This window comes from Pseudomonas sp. G3-19, assembly GCF_054855875.1.
Map to the genome: position 1 here is coordinate 386,559 of NZ_JBMPIQ010000003.1, position 19,414 is coordinate 405,972.

The following is a 19,414-nucleotide window of genomic DNA, read 5'->3' on the forward strand; positions in this document are numbered from 1 at the left end:
ACCACTTGCCATTTCTGGCACGAATGTCGCTCTGCTGCACAGATCGCTTGACTCCAATAATAAAAAGGCCGAGCCATGTCACTCACCCTGGAGCACGTCAGCCGCACCGTCGAGGGCCAGAACTGGATCGACGATGCCTGCCTGAAATTCGAACCCGGATCTTTCAACGTTCTGCTCGGCCGCACGCTGTCCGGCAAGACCAGCCTGATGCGCCTGATGGCAGGCCTGGACAAGCCCGACAGCGGCCGGATCCTGATGAACGGCGTCGACGTCACCCAGCGCCCGGTGCGCCTGCGCAACGTGTCGATGGTTTATCAGCAGTTCATCAATTACCCGACCATGACCGTGTTCGAGAACATCGCCTCGCCGCTGCGTCAGGCCGGTGTTTCCAAAGAAATCATCCATAGCAAAGTGCTGGAAACCGCGAAGATGCTGCGCATCGAGAAGTTCCTGCAGCGCTATCCGCTGGAGCTGTCCGGCGGCCAACAGCAGCGCACGGCGATGGCCCGGGCGTTGGTCAAGGATGCCGAGTTGATCCTGTTCGACGAGCCGCTGGTCAACCTCGACTACAAGCTGCGCGAAGAACTGCGCCAGGAAATGCGCGAGCTGTTCAAGCTGCGCCACACCATCGCGATCTACGCCACCACTGAACCCAACGAAGCGTTGGCGCTGGGCGGCACCACGACGATTCTGCACGAGGGCCGGGTGATCCAGAGCGGCCCATCGACCTCGGTCTACCACCAGCCGCAAACCGTGCTGGCGGCGGAGTTGTTCTCCGAGCCGCCGATCAACCTGATGCCCGGGCGCATCGCCGGCAACGAAGTCAGCTTCGCCAACTTCGTGCACTTCCCGTTGAACGTCGACCTGCGCCCGGTGGGTGAGGGCGAGTTCCGCTTTGGCGTGCGCCCCAGCCATATCTCGCTGGTGCCGAGCAACGATGACGATTTGGAACTGGCAGTCACCGTCGAAGTGGCGGAGATCAGCGGCTCGGAAACCTTCCTGCACGTGCGCAACGAGCATTTCCTGCTGGTGCTGCACCTGCCGGGGGTTCACGAATACGACGTCGATGCGCCGATCCGCATCTACATCCCGACCCACAAACTGTTCGTGTTCGATGCGCAGGGCCGTCTGGTGCAGGCACCGGGTCAACGTGTCGCGAGGGTTGCCTGATGGCCGAAATCCGTTTGCAGCACCTCGCCCACAGCTACAGCAAGCAGCCGAGCGGGCCTGACGATTACGCGATCCGCGAGATGGATCACATTTGGGAGCAGGGCGGCGCGTATGCCTTGCTAGGCCCTTCGGGTTGCGGCAAGTCGACCTTGCTCAACATCATTTCCGGCCTGCTCAGCCCCTCGCAAGGGCATGTGCTGTTCGATGGCAAAGCGGTCAACGACCTGACCCCGGAGAAGCGCAACATCGCTCAGGTGTTCCAGTTCCCGGTGGTCTACGACACCATGACCGTGTTCGACAACCTGGCCTTCCCCCTGCGCAATCAGGGCATGGCCGAGGCGAAAGTGCACAGCAAGGTGCAGGAAATTGCCGAAGTCCTCGACCTGCAAAACTTGCTGAGCAAGAAGGCGCGTAACCTCACTGCCGACGAAAAACAGAAAGTCTCCATGGGCCGTGGCCTGGTGCGTGACGACGTCTCGGCGATTCTCTTCGACGAGCCGCTAACGGTGATCGACCCGCACCTGAAGTGGAAACTGCGGCGCAAGCTCAAGCAGATCCACGAGCAGTTCAACATCACCATGGTCTACGTCACCCACGATCAACTGGAGGCCTCGACCTTCGCCGACAAGATCGCAGTGATGTACGGCGGACAGATCGTGCAGTTCGGCACGCCCCGGGAATTGTTCGAGCGGCCGACTCACACCTTTGTCGGCTACTTCATCGGCAGCCCGGGGATGAACCTGATCGAGGTGCAGCCGCAGCCGGGCGGGGTCGGTTTCGCCTCGACGCACTTGCCGTTGTCCGACGCCTTGCAACGGCATATCGAACACGGTCAGTGGAAAAATCTGAAGGTCGGCATCCGCCCCGAATTCATTCACGTCTGGGACGAGCCGTTTGACGAGGCGATGCAGGCGCGGGTGGTTCACGTCGAAGACCTCGGCACCTACAAGATCCTCACCCTCGACCTCGATGGCGCGCCGCTGAAGGTGCGTCTGGCCGAAGACAAACCGGTGCCGCAGGGCACGGCGTATATCAGTTTTCCGGCGCAGTGGCTGATGGTCTATGCCGATGAGTTTCTGCTCGAAGCCGACGACGAGGTGCAGCCATGAACAAGGTGCAGAACAACAAGGCCTGGTGGCTGGTGTTGCCGGTATTTCTGCTGGTGGCGTTCAGCGCGGTGATCCCGATGATGACCGTGGTCAACTACTCGGTACAGGACATCTTCGACCAGTCCAGCCGCTACTTTGTCGGCGCCGACTGGTACAAGCAGGTGCTGCTCGACCCGCGTCTGCATGACTCGCTGCTGCGCCAATTCATCTACTCGGCCTGCGTGCTGCTGATCGAAATTCCGTTGGGTATCGCCGTCGCCCTGACCATGCCGACCAAGGGCCGCTGGTCGTCGGTGGTGCTGATCATCCTGGCGATTCCGCTGCTGATCCCATGGAACGTGGTGGGCACCATCTGGCAGATTTTCGGGCGTGCCGACATTGGTCTGCTGGGGTCGAGCCTGAATGCGCTGGGCATCAGTTACAACTACGCGGCCAACACCATGGACGCCTGGGTGACGGTGCTGGTGATGGACGTCTGGCACTGGACTTCGCTGGTGGCGCTGCTGTGTTTTTCCGGGTTGCGGGCGATTCCCGACGTGTATTACCAGGCGGCGCGGATCGACCGCGCCTCGGCGTGGGCAGTGTTCCGCCATATTCAGTTGCCGAAGCTGAAGAGCGTGCTGCTGATCGCGGTGATGCTGCGCTTCATGGACAGTTTCATGATCTACACCGAGCCGTTCGTGCTCACCGGCGGCGGGCCGGGCAATGCCACGACCTTCTTGAGTCAGACGTTGACGCAGATGGCGGTCGGTCAATTCGATCTGGGGCCGGCGGCGGCGTTTTCGCTGGTGTACTTCCTGATCATCCTGCTGGTCTCGTGGCTGTTCTACACCGCCATGACCCATTCCGACGCCAACCGCTGAGGGCCCGGCCATGAGCAAGAGAAAGCTGATTCCGCTGCTGGTGTACATCCTGTTTCTGCTGGTGCCGATCTACTGGCTGCTGAACATGTCGTTCAAGAGCAACACCGAAATTCTCGGCGGGTTGACCCTGTTCCCCCAGGATTTCACCTGGCACAACTACAAGGTGATTTTCACCGATCCGAGCTGGTACACCGGTTATCTCAATTCGCTGTATTACGTCAGCCTGAACACGGTGATCTCGCTGAGTGTGGCGCTGCCGGCGGCCTATGCGTTTTCGCGCTATCGCTTCCTCGGCGACAAGCACCTGTTCTTCTGGCTGCTGACCAACCGCATGGCGCCACCGGCGGTGTTTCTGTTGCCGTTCTTCCAGCTGTATTCGTCGATTGGGCTGTTCGACACGCACATCGCCGTGGCGCTGGCGCACTGCCTGTTCAACGTGCCGCTGGCGGTGTGGATTCTTGAAGGTTTCATGTCCGGGGTGCCCAAGGAAATCGACGAAACCGCGTACATCGACGGCTACAGCTTTCCCAAGTTCTTCGTGAAGATTTTCATCCCGCTGATCGGCTCCGGCATCGGCGTCACGGCGTTTTTCTGCTTCATGTTTTCCTGGGTCGAACTGCTGCTGGCGCGCACGCTGACTTCGGTTAATGCCAAGCCGATTGCCGCGGTGATGACCCGCACGGTGTCGGCTTCCGGCATCGACTGGGGCGTGCTGGCGGCGGCGGGGGTGTTGACCATCCTGCCGGGCATGCTGGTGATCTGGTTTGTTCGCAACCACGTGGCCAAGGGCTTTGCCCTGGGTCGGGTCTGAGGAACGCATGATGGAATGGATGAGTTGGACCACCCCCACGGCGGGGTTCTTTATCGCCATCGGCCTGTTGCTGGTGGGCATGACCACCTGGGAATTGCGCTCGCCGAGCATCCTGCGACGCGGTTTTCTGCCGATTGCCACCACCCGTGGCGATCGCTTGTTCATCGGTCTTCTCGGCAGCGCCTACCTGCATCTGCTGGTAATCGGCGTCACCGACTGGAGCATCTGGGTAGCGTCCGCGCTGTCTCTGGTGTGGCTGTTGGTTGTGATGCGCTGGGGCTAGTCGAGTCGCTCGGCAATCGTGCTCCGTAACTCAAACTGGAGGTCTCTATGTTCGACAAAAACAATAAGCTGCGACATAGCATTTCATTGGCAGCCGTGCTGGCACTCAGCGGTTTGAGCGCATCTGCCTGGGCCGATGCCTACGAAGACGCTGCGAAAAAATGGATCGGCAGTGAATTCAAGCCGTCGACCCTGACGGCCGATCAGCAACTCGAAGAATTGAAGTGGTTCATCAAGGCCGCCGAGCCGTTTCGCGGCATGGAAATCAAAGTGGTTTCCGAGACCCTGACCACCCACGAATACGAGTCCAAGGTGCTGGCCAAGGCGTTCACCGAAATCACCGGGATCAAGCTCACCCACGACCTGCTGCAAGAAGGCGATGTGGTGGAAAAAATGCAGACGGTGATGCAGTCGGACAAGAACATCTACGACGGCTGGGTCAACGACTCGGACCTGATCGGTACGCACTTTCGCTACGGCAAGACCGAATCGATCACCGACCTGATGGCCAACGAAGGCAAGAACTTCACCTCGCCGACCCTCGACATCAAGGACTTCATCGGCATCTCGTTCACCACCGCGCCGGACGGCAAGATCTATCAACTGCCCGATCAGCAGTTCGCCAACCTGTACTGGTTTCGCGCCGACTGGTTCGAACGCGCGGATCTGAAAGCCAAGTTCAAGGAAAAGTACGGCTACGAATTGGGCGTGCCGGTGAACTGGTCGGCCTATGAAGACATCGCAAAATTCTTCAGCGAAGACGTCAAGGAAATCGACGGCAAGCGCGTTTACGGCCACATGGACTACGGCAAGAAAGACCCGTCGCTGGGCTGGCGTTTCACCGATGCCTGGTTCTCCATGGCCGGTGGCGGCGACAAGGGCCTGCCCAACGGCTTGCCGGTGGACGAGTGGGGGATTCGCGTCGAGGATTGCCACCCGGTCGGTTCCAGCGTGACCCGCGGCGGCGACACCAACGGCCCGGCGGCGGTGTTCGCCACCACCAAGTATGTCGACTGGCTGAAGAAGTACGCGCCACCGGAAGCGGCGGGCATGACTTTCTCCGAGTCCGGCCCGGTGCCGTCGCAGGGCAACATCGCCCAGCAGATTTTCTGGTACACCGCGTTCACCGCCGACATGACCAAACCGGGCCTGCCGGTGGTCAACGCCGACGGCACGCCGAAATGGCGCATGGCGCCGTCGCCGCGTGGGCCGTATTGGGAAGAGGGCATGAAGCTCGGCTATCAGGACGTGGGTTCGTGGACGTTCATGAAATCCACGCCTGAGAAACAGAAGCTGGCGGCGTGGCTGTACGCGCAGTTCGTCACCTCGAAAACCGTGTCGCTGAAGAAAACCATCGTCGGCCTGACGCCGATTCGTGAGTCGGACATCAACTCGCAGGCGATGACCGATCTGGCGCCGAAACTCGGTGGCCTGGTCGAGTTCTACCGCAGCCCGGCCCGCGTGCAATGGACCCCGACCGGGACCAACGTGCCGGACTATCCGCGTCTGGCGCAATTGTGGTGGAGCCACATCGCCGAAGCGGCCAGCGGCGAGAAGACTCCGCAACAGGCGCTGGATGGCCTGGCCAAGGATCAGGACGCAATCATGACCCGCCTCGAACGCTCCAAGGCGCAAGCCACTTGCGCACCGAAAATGAACCCGGAACGCGACGCGCAATACTGGTTCGATCAACCGGGCGCACCAAAACCGAAACTGGCCAACGAGAAGCCGAAGGGCGAGACCGTGAGCTACAACGAACTGCTGAAATCGTGGGCGGATGCGCGCAAGTGATGGTTGATGTGTGAAAGGCAAACGGCACCGTAAGGTGCCGTTTTTTTTGTTGCCTGATCTACCGCTATCGCGGGCAAGCCACGCTCCCACAGGTTTCTGTGTTGCTTACAAATTCAGAGTGCACCCGAAACCACTGTGGGAGCTTGCCTGCAAGCGATTGCTTTCTGACATTCAACATGGATATCGCCTGATCCGACGCTTTCGCGAGCAAGCTCGCTCCCACAGGTTTTGGCGGTGTCCACACATTTTGTGAATGACTACTGTCCCTGTGGGAGCGAGCTTGCTCGCGAAGGCTCAGTATCAGGCAGTGCAGATGTTGCAGGACCCACCGCCATCGCGAGCAGGTGAAGGCCTACAGGTTTCAGTGGTGGTCACAAAACCTGAGTACCCCGCAAATCACTGTGGGAGCTTGCCTGCAAGCGAAGGGCCATGGGTGTCGCCGCGGGAAAACCGAGGCGGAATACGGTCATGACACCTGGCAAGCTCTTCACCTCCGCCACGCCCTGATGCAGACTCATGATCGAGCGCACGATTGCCAGTCCCAGCCCGGTGCTGCCCTGTGAACGCGAGCGGGCGCTGTCGACGCGGTAGAAGCGGTCGAACAGGTGCGGCAGATGTTGCGCCTCGATGCCGGCGCCGGGATTGCTCACCAGCAGTGACGCTTGCGTCGCGCCTTGCTCGATCAGCAAAGTGATGGTTTTGCCGTTCGGGCAATGGCGCAGCGCGTTGGACAGCAGATTGGAAATAGCCCGCTGGATCATCAGCCGATCGCCCAACACCGATGCGCTGCCAACAACATTCAAATGAATCTGCTTGTCCTGCGCCGCCAGCGAAAACATCTCCGCGACCTTCGCCGCTTCCTCCTCCAGCGCCACCGATTCAAACGGCGCCAGTGCCGACGGATGACTGACCTGCGCCAAAAACAGCATGTCGGAAACAATCCGCGCCACGCGCTCCAGCTCCTCGGTGCACGACACCAGAACGTCCTGGTATTCCTCGCTCGTGCGCTCGCGCGACAGCGTCACCTGGGCCTTGCCCATCAGGTTGTTGATCGGCGTGCGCAGTTCATGCGCCAGGTCATCGGAGAACTGTGACAACTGCTGCACCCCGGCATCGAGGCGATGCAGCATGAAGTTGATGCCCTGCGCCAGTTCGCTCAACTCCTGCGGCATGTTCACCACCGACAGCCGATGATCCAGGTCCTGCGTCGAGACCATCGCCGCCACTTTGCGAAACTCGCGCAGCGGCGCCAATCCACGCTGCACCGCGCCCCACGCGGTGAGGCCGATGAACACCAGCAACAACGGCAGGGCAATCAGCGTCGAGCGCAGATAGGCGCTGAGCAAAGCCTGATCATGGGCGTTGTCCATCGACAGCAGCACCGGCACGCTGCTGCCATCCTTGAGGCGAATCAGCTTCGACGCGGTGAGGAACTTCGCACCTTCGGCATCGCTGCTGTCGCTGTAGGTCAGTTGATCGGTGGTCCCGCGAACAGCTCTGAGTTCCACCCGTGGATCGTTCAGACCCGTGCCGGATTTGAGCAGCGGCGAACGCAGATTCGAGCGCTCGTAAATCGTCAGCGTCAGGTTGTCATGGCCCATGACCTGATCGAGCAGAATGTGCGGCTTGCCACTGACTTCGTTGGTGTCGGCGTACAGCGACAGGCTGTGCTCGACCTGCGCCATCTTCTTTTGCAGGCTGTCGCGGGCCAGCGCATTCAGCTCATGGGTCAGGGCGAAATAGGCGAGGATCGCCAGGAATACCACCAACAGCGCGCCGAGAATACTTACCGTCAGACCGAGGCGCATCGACAGGCTGGCCGGCTTCATTCCCGCGCCTCCAGCACATAGCCGACACCGCGCAGGGTGTGGATCAGCTTGTTGTCGAACGGATCATCGATCTTCGCCCGCAAGCGCCGGATCGATACTTCGACCACGTTGGTGTCGCAGTCGAAATTCATGTCCCACACCAGCGAGATGATCTGCGTGCGGGTCAGCACCTCGCCGGACTGGCGCATCAGCAAATGCAGCAGGGCGAATTCCTTGGTGGTCAGGTCGATGCGCTGCTCGCCACGAAACGCCCGATGCCGGCCCGGATCAAGCTCCAGATCGGCGACTTTCAACACCTGCGGTAGCGGGATGTTTTCACTGCGGCGCATCAGGGTACGCACCCGCGCCAGCAGTTCGGGAAACTCGAACGGCTTGACCAGATAGTCGTCGGCGCCCAGGTCCAGACCACGAATCTTGTCCGCCAGCCGCCCGCGCGCGGTGAGCATCATCACCCGCGTCGAGTGGGTGCGGCGCAGTTGCTCCAGCACGCCCCAGCCGTCCAGTTCCGGCAAGTTCACGTCGAGAATGATCAGGTCATACGCCTGCTGTTGCGCCAGATGCAATCCATCGGCACCGGTGGCGGCGTGGTCAACGATATAACCACTTTCGGTCAAACCCTGATGCAAGTATTCGGCAGCTTTAAGCTCGTCCTCGACGACAAGGATTCGCATGATCTATCACCACTTTTATTTAAGGGATATCTAATTAAGGCAACCCCTCACCCTAACCCTCTCCCCGAGGGAGAGGGGACTGAATGCGGGATATTTCAGAACTACGCCAACGTGAAAAAACTTTACTGAATCCATAATCGACTTGATGTAACAGGTCGATAAAAAACCCGAGACACTTCGGTCGGCCCCCTCTCCCCCCGGGAGAGGGCTGGGGTGAGGGGATGTCCGCAACGATAAAGGTTGTAGCGGCTACAGGGTCAACAACCCAATGCTTTAAACCGGGGCTGTGCGACAGTCCGCCGCAGCGCGGACTACGTGATTCTCGTAAGTTTGATTCCGACAAGTACTGTTCAGCAGTTAACTACCGAGTATTTGTTTCCATGTATTACGACAAAGCCGATTGCACTTCGCATCCTAGAACAAAACAACTTTGCTGAACCGTGGATAACGGATTTGTAATGTTCCAGTCACCTTGTCGATAAGTTCAAAACCCTAACGTGGCGGCATCGAAAAATCCTGAATTAAAGGAAGCCCTCCATTGCCCGGTTTAATTGAACTGACGGCGCGATCACGCCTGAACAAAACCGCCAGCTGCCTCTTGTTGCTGGCGTGCAGCAGCCTGGCCAGCGCATCGACCCTGACACTGGATCAGGCGCTGCAAAGTGCCTTCGCCGGCAACCCCGATCTCGCTGCTGCGCAATGGGAAATCGGTATTGCCGAGGGCGATCGCCAGCAGGCCGGGCTGATCCCCAATCCCGAGGTGTCGTGGGAGGCCGAAGACACCCGGCGCGACTCGCGCACCACTACGGTGATGCTCAGCCAGCCGATTGAACTGGGCGGCAAACGCGGTGCGCGCATTGATGTCGCCAGCCGTGCGCAGGACGCCGCCGGCATTGAGCTGGAGCGCAAGCGCAATGCCTTGCGCGCCGATGTGATTCAGGCGTTCAACAGCGCGCAAACCGCGCAGCAACGCTTGCAGCTGTCGCGTCAGTCACTGCAACTGGCCGAGCACGGTTTGCGCGTCGCTCAGGGGCGGATCGAGGCCGGTAAATCGTCGCCGGTCGAAGGTGCGCGAGCACAGGTGCAGCTCTCGGAAGTGCGCCTGGAGGTGAGCCGCGCCGAGCGCGATCAGGCCAACGCCTATCAGCAACTGGCGCAGGTCATGGGCGCACCGTTGCCGACTTCGACCAACGTCCAAGCCGCCACGCAAAACCTCGCCACGCTGCCGCCGCCCGGCCGTTTGCTCGAGCGTCTGAACCAGACTGCCGAGCTGCGTCTGGCGAAGCTGCAGATCGATCAGCGCGAAGCCTCGTTGGGCCTGGAAAAGTCGCAGCGCATTCCCGACCTGACCGTGAGCATCGGCAGTCAGTACAGCGAAACCGAGCGCGAACGGGTCAACGTGGTCGGGCTGTCGATGCCGATTCCGCTGTTCAACCGTAATCAGGGCAACGTGCTCGCCGCCGCACGCCGCAGCGATCAGGCGCGGGATCTGCGCAACGCCACCGAGCTGCGTTTGCGCACCGAAGTCCAGACCAGCCTTGAGCAATGGCAGACCGCCAACGGCGAAGTCAACGCGTTCAACCAGACCATCCTGCCCGCCGCACAAAGCGCAGTGGACAGCGCCACGCGCGGTTTCGAAATGGGCAAGTTCGGTTTCCTCGACGTACTCGATGCCCAACGCACCCTGATCGCCGCGCGCAGCCAATACATCCAGGCCGTCAGCGAGGCGACCGACGCCCGCGTGCGCCTCGAACGGATCTACGGCGACCTCAGCGTCAGCCCTTGAATTTCACTTTTCAGACAACTGCGCGATGGCACGGCGCAGAGGAGTTTCCATGGATAAAAAACTGATGGTGGTCGCGGTGGCGACCTTGGCGCTGGGCATTGGCCTCGGTTCGATGTGGCCGGCCAATTCAAATATCGACGCGCATGCCGATGAGGCCTCCGAACACGCCGATCACGCCGAGGAGGGCGCTGCCGCCGAAGGCGAACATGCCGAAGAAGGCCACATCGAATTGAGCACCGAGCAGATCGCCGCCGCAGGCATTCAACTGGCCGAGGCGCGGGCGCAGAGCATCAGTCTTGGCCTGTCGTTCCCCGGCGAAGTGCGCTTCGACGAGGACCGCACTGCGCACGTCGTGCCGCGCGTGCCGGGGGTGGTCGAGTCGGTGGCAGTCAACCTCGGGCAACCGGTGAAAAAGGGCCAGTTGCTGGCCGTGATCGCCAGTCAGCAGATTTCCGATCAGCGTAGCGAGCAGGCCGCCGCGCAACGTCGCCTGGCGCTGGCGCGCACCACCTACGAGCGCGAGAAAAAACTGTGGCAGGACAAGATCTCCGCCGAGCAGGATTTCCTCCAGGCGAAGCAGGCGTTGGAAGAGGCGGAAATCGCCATGAACAACGCCCGGCAGAAAATCAGCGTACTCAGCGGCAGCGTGGTCGCCACCGGTGGCAATCGCTACGAACTGCGCGCGCCATTCGACGGCGTAGTGGTGGAAAAACACCTGACGCCGGGCGAGGTGGTTGATGAAACCACTGCCGCATTCACCCTCTCGGATCTGTCGCGGGTGTGGGTCACGTTCGGTGTCTCGCCCAAGGATCTGACCCAGGTGCAGGTGGGCAAACCCGTCACCGTCAGCGCGCCTGAACTGAAGGCCGAAGTGACCGGCAGCGTGGCGTACGTCGGCAGCCTGCTCGGCGAACAAACGCGCACCGCGACCGTGCGCGTGACGCTGGAAAACCCGCAGGGCTCATGGCGTCCGGGGCTGTTCGTCACCGCGCGGGTCGCCACCGACAGCCGCCAGGCCAAAGTCGCCGTGCCGGAAACCGCGATCCAGACCGTCGAGGACAAACCCACGGTGTTCGTGCGTACCGACGACGGCTTCAAGGCGCAGGCGGTGGAACTGGGCAGCCGTGCCGCAGGCCACGTGGAAGTCACCCAAGGGCTGGAACCGGGCGTGCAAGTCGCCAGCGCCGGCAGCTTCGTCCTCAAGTCGGAGCTGGGCAAAGCCTCAGCCGAGCACAGTCATTAATTCTGGAAGGTTCCCATGTTCGAACGCCTGATCCAGTTTGCCATCGAGCAGCGCATCATCGTGCTGCTCGCCGTTCTGCTCATGGCCGGCCTCGGCATCGCCAGTTATCAGAAACTGCCGATCGACGCCGTGCCCGACATCACCAACGTCCAGGTGCAGATCAATACCGGCGCCGCCGGGTTCTCGCCGCTGGAAACCGAGCAGCGCATCACCTTCCCGATTGAAACCGCGATGGCCGGTTTGCCGGCGCTGGAACAGACCCGGTCGCTGTCGCGTTCGGGGCTGTCGCAAGTGACGGTGATCTTCAAGGACGGCACCGACCTGTTCTTCGCCCGCCAACTGGTCAACGAGCGTCTGCAGATTGCCAAGGAGCAATTGCCCGAAGGCGCCGAAGCGCTGATGGGACCGATCTCCACCGGCCTCGGCGAGATCTTTCTGTGGACGGTCGAGGCGCAGGAGGGCGCGTTGAAGGACGACGGCACAACCTACACGCCGACCGATCTGCGGGTGATTCAGGACTGGATCATCAAGCCGCAATTGCGCAACGTACCGGGCGTCGCCGAGATCAACACCATCGGTGGGTTTGCCAAGGAATATCAGATCGCGCCGGACCCGAAACGCCTCGCCGCGTACAAGCTCACGCTCACCGATCTGATCACCGCGCTGGAGCGCAACAACGCCAACGTCGGCGCCGGGTATATCGAGCGCAGCGGCGAGCAATTGCTGATCCGCGCGCCGGGGCAAGTGGCGAGTACTGAGGACATCGCCAACATCGTCATGGCCAATGTCGATGGCACGCCGATCCGGGTGAAGAACGTCGCCACCGTGGAAATCGGCCGTGAGTTGCGCAGCGGTGCAGCCACCGAAAACGGTCGCGAAGTGGTGCTGGGTACGGTGTTCATGTTGATCGGCGAGAACAGCCGCACCGTTTCGCAAGCGGTGGCCAGCAAGCTGGAACAGATCAATAAATCCCTGCCGCAAGGCGTGATCGCCGTGCCGGTGTACGACCGCACGCACCTGGTCGACAAAGCCATCGCTACGGTGAAAAAGAACCTGATCGAAGGCGCGATTCTGGTGATCGCGATTCTGTTCCTGTTCCTCGGCAACATCCGCGCCGCGCTGATTACGGCGATGGTGATTCCGCTGTCGATGCTGTTCACCTTCACCGGGATGTTCAGCAACAAGGTCAGTGCCAACCTGATGAGCCTCGGCGCGCTGGACTTCGGGATCATCGTCGACGGTGCGGTGGTGATCGTCGAAAACACCCTGCGCCGGTTGGCTCACGCACAGCAGCATCACGGCCGTTTGCTGACTCGTGCCGAGCGTTTCAAGGAAGTGTTTGCGGCGGCGAAAGAGGCGCGGCGCCCGCTGATATTCGGCCAGTTGATCATCATGGTGGTGTACCTGCCGATCTTCGCGCTGAGCGGCGTCGAAGGGAAAATGTTCCACCCGATGGCGTTCACCGTGGTCATCGCGTTGCTCGGTGCGATGCTGCTGTCGGTGACCTTTGTGCCGGCAGCGATTGCGCTGTTCGTCACCGGCAAGGTCAAGGAAGAAGAGGGCGTGGTGATGCGCGGCGCCCGTCGTATTTATGCGCCGGCGCTGGCCTGGGTCATGGCCCATCGCACGGTGGCCGTGGGCGCGGCGTTGGGCGTGATCGTGCTCAGCGGCGTGCTCACCAGCCGCATGGGCAGCGAGTTTGTACCGAGCCTCAGTGAGGGGGATTTTGCCCTGCAAGCGCTGCGCGTGCCGGGCACCAGCCTGACGCAATCGGTGGACATGCAGCAGCGGCTGGAGACGCTGATCCTGGCCAAAGTGCCGGAGGTTGAACGGGTGTTCGCCCGCACCGGTACGGCGGAAATCGCCTCCGATCCGATGCCGCCGAACATCTCTGACAGCTACGTGATGCTCAAACCGAAGGATCAATGGCCAGACCCGAACAAGTCCCGCGAAACACTGATGGCCGAGTTGCAACAAGCCGCCGCGACGTTGCCGGGCAGCAACTATGAGCTGTCGCAGCCGATCCAGTTGCGCTTCAACGAACTGATCTCCGGTGTGCGCAGCGATGTCGCGGTGAAGGTGTTCGGCGATGACATGGACGTGCTCAACGCCACGGCGGCGAAGATCGCGGCGGCGATGCAAAAGGTCAACGGCGCCTCTGAAGTGAAAGTCGAGCAGACCACCGGGTTGCCGGTGCTGACCATCAACATCGACCGCGACAAGGCGGCGCGTTACGGGCTCAACGTCGGTGATGTGCAGGACACCATCGCTGTGGCAGTGGGCGGGCGTCAGGCCGGCACCTTGTACGAGGGCGATCGGCGCTTCGACATGGTGGTGCGTTTGTCCGACGCCATGCGCAAGGACATTGACGGCTTGTCGGCGTTGCTGATTCCGGTGCCGGCGCTGAGCGGTGCGGCGAATCAGATCGGGTTTATCGCGCTGAAGGACGTCGCCAGCCTCGATCTGGTGCTCGGGCCGAACCAGGTCAGCCGCGAAAACGGCAAGCGCCTGGTGATCGTCAGCGCCAACGTGCGCGGGCGGGATATCGGCTCGTTCGTCAGCGAGGCGGGTGCGCTGATCGAGCGCGAGGTGCAGGTGCCGGCCGGTTACTGGACCAGTTGGGGCGGGCAGTTCGAACAACTGCAATCGGCGGCCAAGCGCTTGCAGATCGTGGTGCCGGTGGCGTTGCTGCTGGTGTTCGGCTTGCTGTTCATGATGTTCAACAATCTGAAGGACGGCTTGCTGGTGTTTACCGGGATTCCGTTTGCGCTGACAGGTGGGGTGATGGCGCTGTGGCTGCGGGATATTCCGTTGTCGATTTCCGCAGGCGTGGGGTTTATCGCGCTGTCCGGGGTAGCGGTGCTCAACGGGCTGGTGATGATCGCGTTTATTCGCAATTTGCGCGAGGAAGGAAGGTCGCTGGCGGAGGCGATCAACGTCGGCGCGTTGACGCGGTTGCGGCCAGTGTTGATGACCGCGCTGGTGGCTTCGCTGGGGTTTATTCCGATGGCGCTGGCAACCGGCACCGGTGCTGAAGTGCAGCGGCCGCTGGCAACCGTGGTGATTGGCGGGATTCTGTCCTCGACGATCCTCACGTTGCTGATCTTGCCCGCGCTGTACCAGATCGCCCATCGCCGGGATGAGGACACCGTACCGTCTGAATAGGTGATCCCTTGTGGGAGCGGGCTTGCTCGCGAAGAGGCCGTGTCAGTCGACATCAATGTTGGATGACACACCGCTTTCGCGAGCAAGCCCGCTCCCACATGGGTTCCGTGCACTGATCCGGCAGATAACGGATATGTAATTCCCCCGCCACCGTCACGAAAGGTGCGCCTTGTTACTTTGATCCCGTCAGCTACTTAAACGAGGAATCAACCATGAAATTCGCCCAACTGAGCACCTTCGCAGCCGCCCTGATGCTGTCGTCCCTGGCCATGGCCGAAGGCGGCGGTGACCGCACGTTCGACCGGATGATGACCGCCAATGATCGCGCCGTGGAGCTGTTCGTGACCAAGGAACAGGCCCGCGACCCGGTCGTCGTCAACGAGAAGAAAGACGACAAGACCAAAGACCTGTAAGCCCGGCGCACTGGAACAAGCCCGTTGTCGTGTGCCGATGCCGGGCTTTTTTACGGAGGAGTAAACATGCAGTTGATCAAATGGATGACCTTCGCCGGCGTCATGGCGATGTCGGTAAATGCACTGGCTGAAGGCGGCGGCGATCGCACTTTCGAACGTGCTTTCAGCGCCAACGCCAAAGCCATGGCGCAATACGCAGCCGAGCGCGGCAAAGCGGCGCCGGTGGTCAAGGAATACGAATACGGCATGAAGCTCGACGTGGTGAAAATCGTCAGCGTGGTGAAGCCGCAGCCTGCCTGCTCGGTGGTGCCTACCGCTATGACCTACGAAGACTCGCAAGGGCAGCTCAACACCCTCAGATACAGCGTGGCCGGCGTGTGCCGCAACAGTGGTGGCTAACCAACACCTGATCCCCGGAGCTGCATTTAAAAGTTGTGTGGGAAAAGCAGAACCTTCCCACAATGTTTTCAGGTTGCCCTTCGGACGTCAGCTCTCTAGCCTGTGTGTTCAAGGAGGGTTACTTGGTCGGCAAGGGCTCGACGTCGACAGTGGCCGGGAGCGGAGACGCTTCCTGGTTCAACTTGCGTCGGGCAATCTCGGCGCCGCGCAGACGCAGAGGCGTTTCGATAAAGCGGTAGTTGAGTTCGCTCAGCAGCACCAGCAGACCCACCGACGTCAGTAACAGCTCAAGGGTGAAACGCCCATCCAGCGGCACGCCTTGGTTGGCGGCAATACGCGTCCAGATCTCTGTACTCAGGTGGTTGGTGAACACGTGGATCACGTAGAGCCCATACGACCGTGAGCCAAGCCACTGCATGAGACCGCGCATGAAGGCCGGACAGTAGATGTAGCCTTTCTGATAACTCGCCAGCCAGACAATCAATACCGCGACCATCGCGACGATGCCGACAGCAATGGGCATGGCAATCAGCTGGATGGCGATAGAACCCAGCATGTAGAGCAGGAACAGCGTGCAAAGCAGCGGTTTGATCGTCCCCTGACCCAGCCCGACCGGTTCTATCTGCCGATAGAGGCGGGTACGGGTGAACAGGCACAGAAGAATTCCCCAGAGCATTGCATCCAGACGGAAGTGCGTGAGGATGCTTGTGGGTTGGCCGTAGGGGTTTCGATCAATACCGAACTGCAACGCAATCAGTGCGAACAGGGCAATGATCCGCCAACGCGGGGCCGTGACAAACAGCAGAAAAAACGGAAACACGAAGTAAAACTGCTCTTCGAGCGCCAGGCTCCAGTATTGAGGGCTAGGGCCCAACAGCGAGTTGTAATGCATCGCCAGATTGCCGCTGAAGGTCGCGACGGCGGTGAAACTGCGCAGATTGTCGTACCACGAACCAAAGGCGTTCGATTGGTTGAAAACAATGGAAAACAACAGCGGAATGAGTATCCAGAGCCATGCCGTGGGCAGCAGGCGATAGGCGCGGCGCAGCCAGAAACAGGCCGTTGCCAGACCGAACTGACCTTGGGCGCGCTGTTGGTCGAAATGGTCCAGATAGGCCTTGCTGACCACGAAACCGGAAATGCAGAAGAACAGGTCGACACCGGTCCAGGGCATGAAAATCGAGAATATTCTCAGCAGCGTATCGGTATGGAACGGCAGCATCATGGTGACATGGCACAAGAAGGTCATGGCCACAGCAGCCCCTCGCAAGTACTCGATTTCCAGGTTCTTACGGCTACTCATCGGTCCCTCGTTATTCTTGTTGGTCAGCGCAGGCGAAGATGGCAGGTGGCTTGCGGTTCGGTCAAGAAAACGATGAGTTTATTCAGCGCAAAAAAAGGCGCCCCGAAGGACGCCAAAAAATTCACCTCTGACCAAAGGAGCAAGGAGCTTCTAAAGGTGAATGGTATTGCTCGGGAAACTCAGAGAATCGCCAGCGGGTATTCGACGATCACCCGCACTTCATCCAGGTCCGACTCGAACGCCGTGGCGCGGGTGGTGGCCTGGCGCAAACGCAGTGACAGGTCTTTCATCGAACCGCTCTGCACCACGTATTTGACTTCGATGTCGCGCTCCCAGCGCTTCTGGTCGGTCAGCGGATTGCCTTCGGCATCGCGGCGCATGTACACGGCGTTGGCGTTGGAATAGTCGGCGTCGGTGCCGCGCGCGTAACGGGTCATGAACGACAGACCCGGCACGCCATAAGCGCTCATGTCGAGGTCGTAGCGCACCATCCACGAACGTTCTTTCGGTGAGTTGAAGTCGCTGTACTGGATCGAGTTGTCGAGGAAGATCGAGTCGGACTGGCGCAGGTAATCGAAGTCGTCGTTGCCGTTGTTGCGCTGATGGGAGAGGGCGACGGAATGGGCGCCGAGCTTCACGCCGACGCGGCCGCTCCAGATGTTGTTGTCGAACTGGCCAAGCAGTTGTTTGCCTTCGTCGACCGCCTTGTAATAGTTCAGGCCGCCGAACAGCGACAGGTCGTCCGCCAGCGGATAGGTCCAAGCGGTGCCGGCGTAATACTGATTCCAGGCATCCTTGAGACGACTGGAGTACAGGCTGAAACTGAGGTTCTTGTTCAGCACGTAGTCGCCCCCGCCATAAGCGATCCACGGCGAATTGACCGGGCCGGCGTAGAACGTGGCGAAATTTTCGCGCATGTCGCTGGACACCGGTTGGCTCATCGCATGCAAACGACCGCCCTGAATCGACAGACCGTCGATGCTGGTGTTGGTCGCCGTCACACCACGAAAGCTTTCCGGCAGCAGGCGCGAATCACCTGCGGCCACCACCGGGTTGGCCGGGAACACATCACCGACCTTGACCACGGTATCGAAGGCCCGCACTTTGGCGGCGCCACCGATCTTGGTGTATTCATCCCGCGCCTGGCCGTCACGGTTGACCGGCAGCACATCGAACGAACTGCGCCCGCCGTTGCGGCCGTCACCGGTGTCGAGTTTCAAGCCGACCATGGCAAATGCGTCGACACCGACCCCGACGGTGCCTTGGGTGAAACCGGATTCGAACTTGCTGATCACCGCATGCGCCCAGGCTTCGGAATAACCGTTGCCGGTGGGGCTGGACTGGCCGTTGCGATGATCACGATTGAAGTAGAAGTTGCGGTTGAGCACCGTCAGGCTGCTGCCTTCGACAAAGCCTTCGGGCTTGTCTTCTGCAAACACCATGGACGGCCCGGAGCCGACCACCACCGCTAAAGCGGCCATCGACATTTTTGTATTGTTAACCATCAAACACTCCTTGGGTTCGGCAGAACGGGAACGTGCGTCGGCGTGGTTTTATTGTTCGACGGGGCAGGGCCCGCCGGCATTGGTCGCCGGGTCACATCGTTGCAAGCTGCGGATAACGCCAAGGTGATGGGGGAATTACAATTTCGTCATGTGGCTGGAATCAAAACCCCGTGTCAGGTCAGGGCTGCGAGTTGTTCGATTGTCTGTGGAAAACGCTCGACCAGACGGATCAGGGTTGTGGCCTGAGCATTGGGCGTAGCTCGTCCTTGCTCCCAGTTCTCGAGCGTTCGCGTATTGGTGCGTAGATACATCGCGAAAACTGACCGGGAAAGATTAAGTTGCTGACGGATGGCTATCACTTCCTCAGCAGTGATCGGCATCAGTTTTGGCAGCTGAACCTTATGGGTACGCAAGGTGATTTTGCCTTGGCGTTCATCGGCCAGTGCTTCCAGTCCATCCATCAGTTCGGAAAAAATGTCACGTTTCATAGTGGCTTCTCGCGTTGAGTTCTCTATCCAGTGTTTTTCTGAAAAGCTTTTTCTGGGCAGGCGTCAAATCGTCCTGCTCGTTTTTGTTGAAGACGGTAAAGAGCCAGAACTGATCGAAGCCTGACCACCAGTAATAAATCACTCGTAATCCGCTGCGCTTGCCTTTCCCTCTTCGTTGGTCGCTGAAGCGAATTTTACGAAGCCCGCCTGTGTCCTCGATGAGATCGCCCGCTTCCGGATTTTTCAGCAACTCCAATTGAAAGCTGCGAAACAGTTCGTCATCCAGATAGTCGTCTCGGTGCTTCTGAAACACAGGCAATTCGATAAATAGAGCATCCATGTTCTGTACGTTACCTACGTATAGTGTTGTCTCGATAATCGAATCGGTCAAGGCCTCCAGGCCTTGCTTTTCGTCCCTTTTTCAACCGTAGACGCCGGTCGTAAAAACACCTGTAGGACGAATCGACGAGTGTGGTGAGAACGTTCGATTGAGTAGAGAGGAGGCTTAGCAATTGACGTGTCGGAACAATCCGCAGCACTATCGCCCCATGACTGTCCAACTTCGAATGACCATGATGTGCTCCTC

Annotated in this window: 17 protein-coding genes; 11 read left to right on the plus strand and 6 right to left on the minus strand. The window is 60.1% G+C overall.

The window, feature by feature from the left end; all coding sequences use genetic code 11:
* Positions 1-75: 75 nt before the first annotated feature.
* The 6 genes from ACOYXI_RS01820 to ACOYXI_RS01845 are packed head-to-tail and all read left to right on the plus strand — an operon-like array spanning position 76 to position 6,026.
* Positions 76-1,170 carry an ABC transporter ATP-binding protein gene (locus ACOYXI_RS01820; protein WP_123586784.1) on the plus strand — a complete coding sequence of 365 codons (1,095 nt, stop codon included), beginning with the start codon at positions 76-78 and terminating at the stop codon, positions 1,168-1,170.
* Complete coding sequence (locus ACOYXI_RS01825; RefSeq protein WP_098968137.1) at positions 1,170-2,279, plus strand: ABC transporter ATP-binding protein; 1,110 nt, start codon at positions 1,170-1,172, stop codon at positions 2,277-2,279. The genes ACOYXI_RS01820 and ACOYXI_RS01825 overlap by 1 nt, the downstream gene beginning before the upstream one ends.
* A complete protein-coding gene (locus ACOYXI_RS01830; protein WP_007961995.1) occupies positions 2,276-3,142 on the plus strand; it encodes a carbohydrate ABC transporter permease in 867 nt (288 codons plus the stop codon). The genes ACOYXI_RS01825 and ACOYXI_RS01830 overlap by 4 nt, the downstream gene beginning before the upstream one ends.
* A gap of 10 nt (positions 3,143-3,152) precedes the next feature.
* Positions 3,153-3,953 (plus strand): carbohydrate ABC transporter permease, encoded by an 801-nt coding sequence (locus ACOYXI_RS01835; RefSeq protein WP_027614646.1) that lies wholly within the window; start codon positions 3,153-3,155, stop codon positions 3,951-3,953.
* 10 nt (positions 3,954-3,963) lie between these two features.
* A complete protein-coding gene (locus ACOYXI_RS01840) occupies positions 3,964-4,236 on the plus strand; it encodes a DUF2160 domain-containing protein (RefSeq protein ID WP_027614647.1) in 273 nt (90 codons plus the stop codon).
* A gap of 47 nt (positions 4,237-4,283) precedes the next feature.
* Positions 4,284-6,026 carry an ABC transporter substrate-binding protein gene (locus ACOYXI_RS01845; protein WP_461674206.1) on the plus strand — a complete coding sequence of 581 codons (1,743 nt, stop codon included), beginning with the start codon at positions 4,284-4,286 and terminating at the stop codon, positions 6,024-6,026.
* A 371-nt stretch (positions 6,027-6,397) separates the two neighbouring features.
* Here the strand turns inward: ACOYXI_RS01845 and ACOYXI_RS01850 are convergent, their stop codons facing one another.
* Together ACOYXI_RS01850 and ACOYXI_RS01855 are read right to left on the minus strand one after the other, a co-directional pair.
* Positions 6,398-7,855: a heavy metal sensor histidine kinase gene (locus ACOYXI_RS01850; protein ID WP_461674207.1), complete on the minus strand. Its 1,458-nt coding sequence runs from the start codon at positions 7,853-7,855 to the stop codon at positions 6,398-6,400.
* Positions 7,852-8,526, minus strand: a complete 675-nt coding sequence (locus ACOYXI_RS01855) for a heavy metal response regulator transcription factor (RefSeq protein ID WP_007968802.1) — start codon at positions 8,524-8,526, stop codon at positions 7,852-7,854. The genes ACOYXI_RS01850 and ACOYXI_RS01855 overlap by 4 nt, the downstream gene beginning before the upstream one ends.
* Before the next feature lie 538 nt (positions 8,527-9,064).
* On the opposite strand from ACOYXI_RS01855, the gene ACOYXI_RS01860 reads away from it, so the two are divergent.
* From ACOYXI_RS01860 to ACOYXI_RS01880, 5 genes are all read left to right on the plus strand, one after another.
* The gene (locus ACOYXI_RS01860) at positions 9,065-10,312 is read left to right on the plus strand and encodes a TolC family protein (RefSeq protein WP_461674208.1); all 1,248 of its coding nucleotides are present in this window, start codon (positions 9,065-9,067) and stop codon (positions 10,310-10,312) included.
* A gap of 49 nt (positions 10,313-10,361) precedes the next feature.
* On the plus strand, positions 10,362-11,555 hold the full coding sequence (locus tag ACOYXI_RS01865) for an efflux RND transporter periplasmic adaptor subunit (RefSeq protein ID WP_461674209.1): 1,194 nt from the start codon (positions 10,362-10,364) through the stop codon (positions 11,553-11,555).
* A gap of 15 nt (positions 11,556-11,570) precedes the next feature.
* The gene (locus ACOYXI_RS01870; RefSeq protein WP_461674210.1) at positions 11,571-14,720 is read left to right on the plus strand and encodes a CusA/CzcA family heavy metal efflux RND transporter; all 3,150 of its coding nucleotides are present in this window, start codon (positions 11,571-11,573) and stop codon (positions 14,718-14,720) included.
* A gap of 212 nt (positions 14,721-14,932) precedes the next feature.
* Complete coding sequence (locus tag ACOYXI_RS01875; protein WP_134785998.1) at positions 14,933-15,133, plus strand: co-regulatory protein PtrA N-terminal domain-containing protein; 201 nt, start codon at positions 14,933-14,935, stop codon at positions 15,131-15,133.
* Between the two features lie 66 nt (positions 15,134-15,199).
* Entirely contained in the window at positions 15,200-15,532 is a 333-nt protein-coding gene (locus ACOYXI_RS01880) for a DUF2790 domain-containing protein (RefSeq protein ID WP_461674211.1), read from the plus strand.
* A 118-nt stretch (positions 15,533-15,650) separates the two neighbouring features.
* Here the strand turns inward: ACOYXI_RS01880 and ACOYXI_RS01885 are convergent, their stop codons facing one another.
* From ACOYXI_RS01885 to ACOYXI_RS01900, 4 genes are all read right to left on the minus strand, one after another.
* Positions 15,651-16,835, minus strand: a complete 1,185-nt coding sequence (locus tag ACOYXI_RS01885) for an acyltransferase family protein (protein WP_461674212.1) — start codon at positions 16,833-16,835, stop codon at positions 15,651-15,653.
* Positions 16,836-17,014: 179 nt separating this feature from the next.
* The gene (locus tag ACOYXI_RS01890; RefSeq protein ID WP_461674213.1) at positions 17,015-18,340 is read right to left on the minus strand and encodes an OprD family porin; all 1,326 of its coding nucleotides are present in this window, start codon (positions 18,338-18,340) and stop codon (positions 17,015-17,017) included.
* A gap of 173 nt (positions 18,341-18,513) precedes the next feature.
* On the minus strand, positions 18,514-18,828 hold the full coding sequence (locus tag ACOYXI_RS01895; protein ID WP_027614657.1) for a helix-turn-helix domain-containing protein: 315 nt from the start codon (positions 18,826-18,828) through the stop codon (positions 18,514-18,516).
* Entirely contained in the window at positions 18,818-19,168 is a 351-nt protein-coding gene (locus ACOYXI_RS01900; RefSeq protein WP_282413823.1) for a type II toxin-antitoxin system RelE/ParE family toxin, read from the minus strand. The genes ACOYXI_RS01895 and ACOYXI_RS01900 overlap by 11 nt, the downstream gene beginning before the upstream one ends.
* Positions 19,169-19,414: the final 246 nt, after the last annotated feature.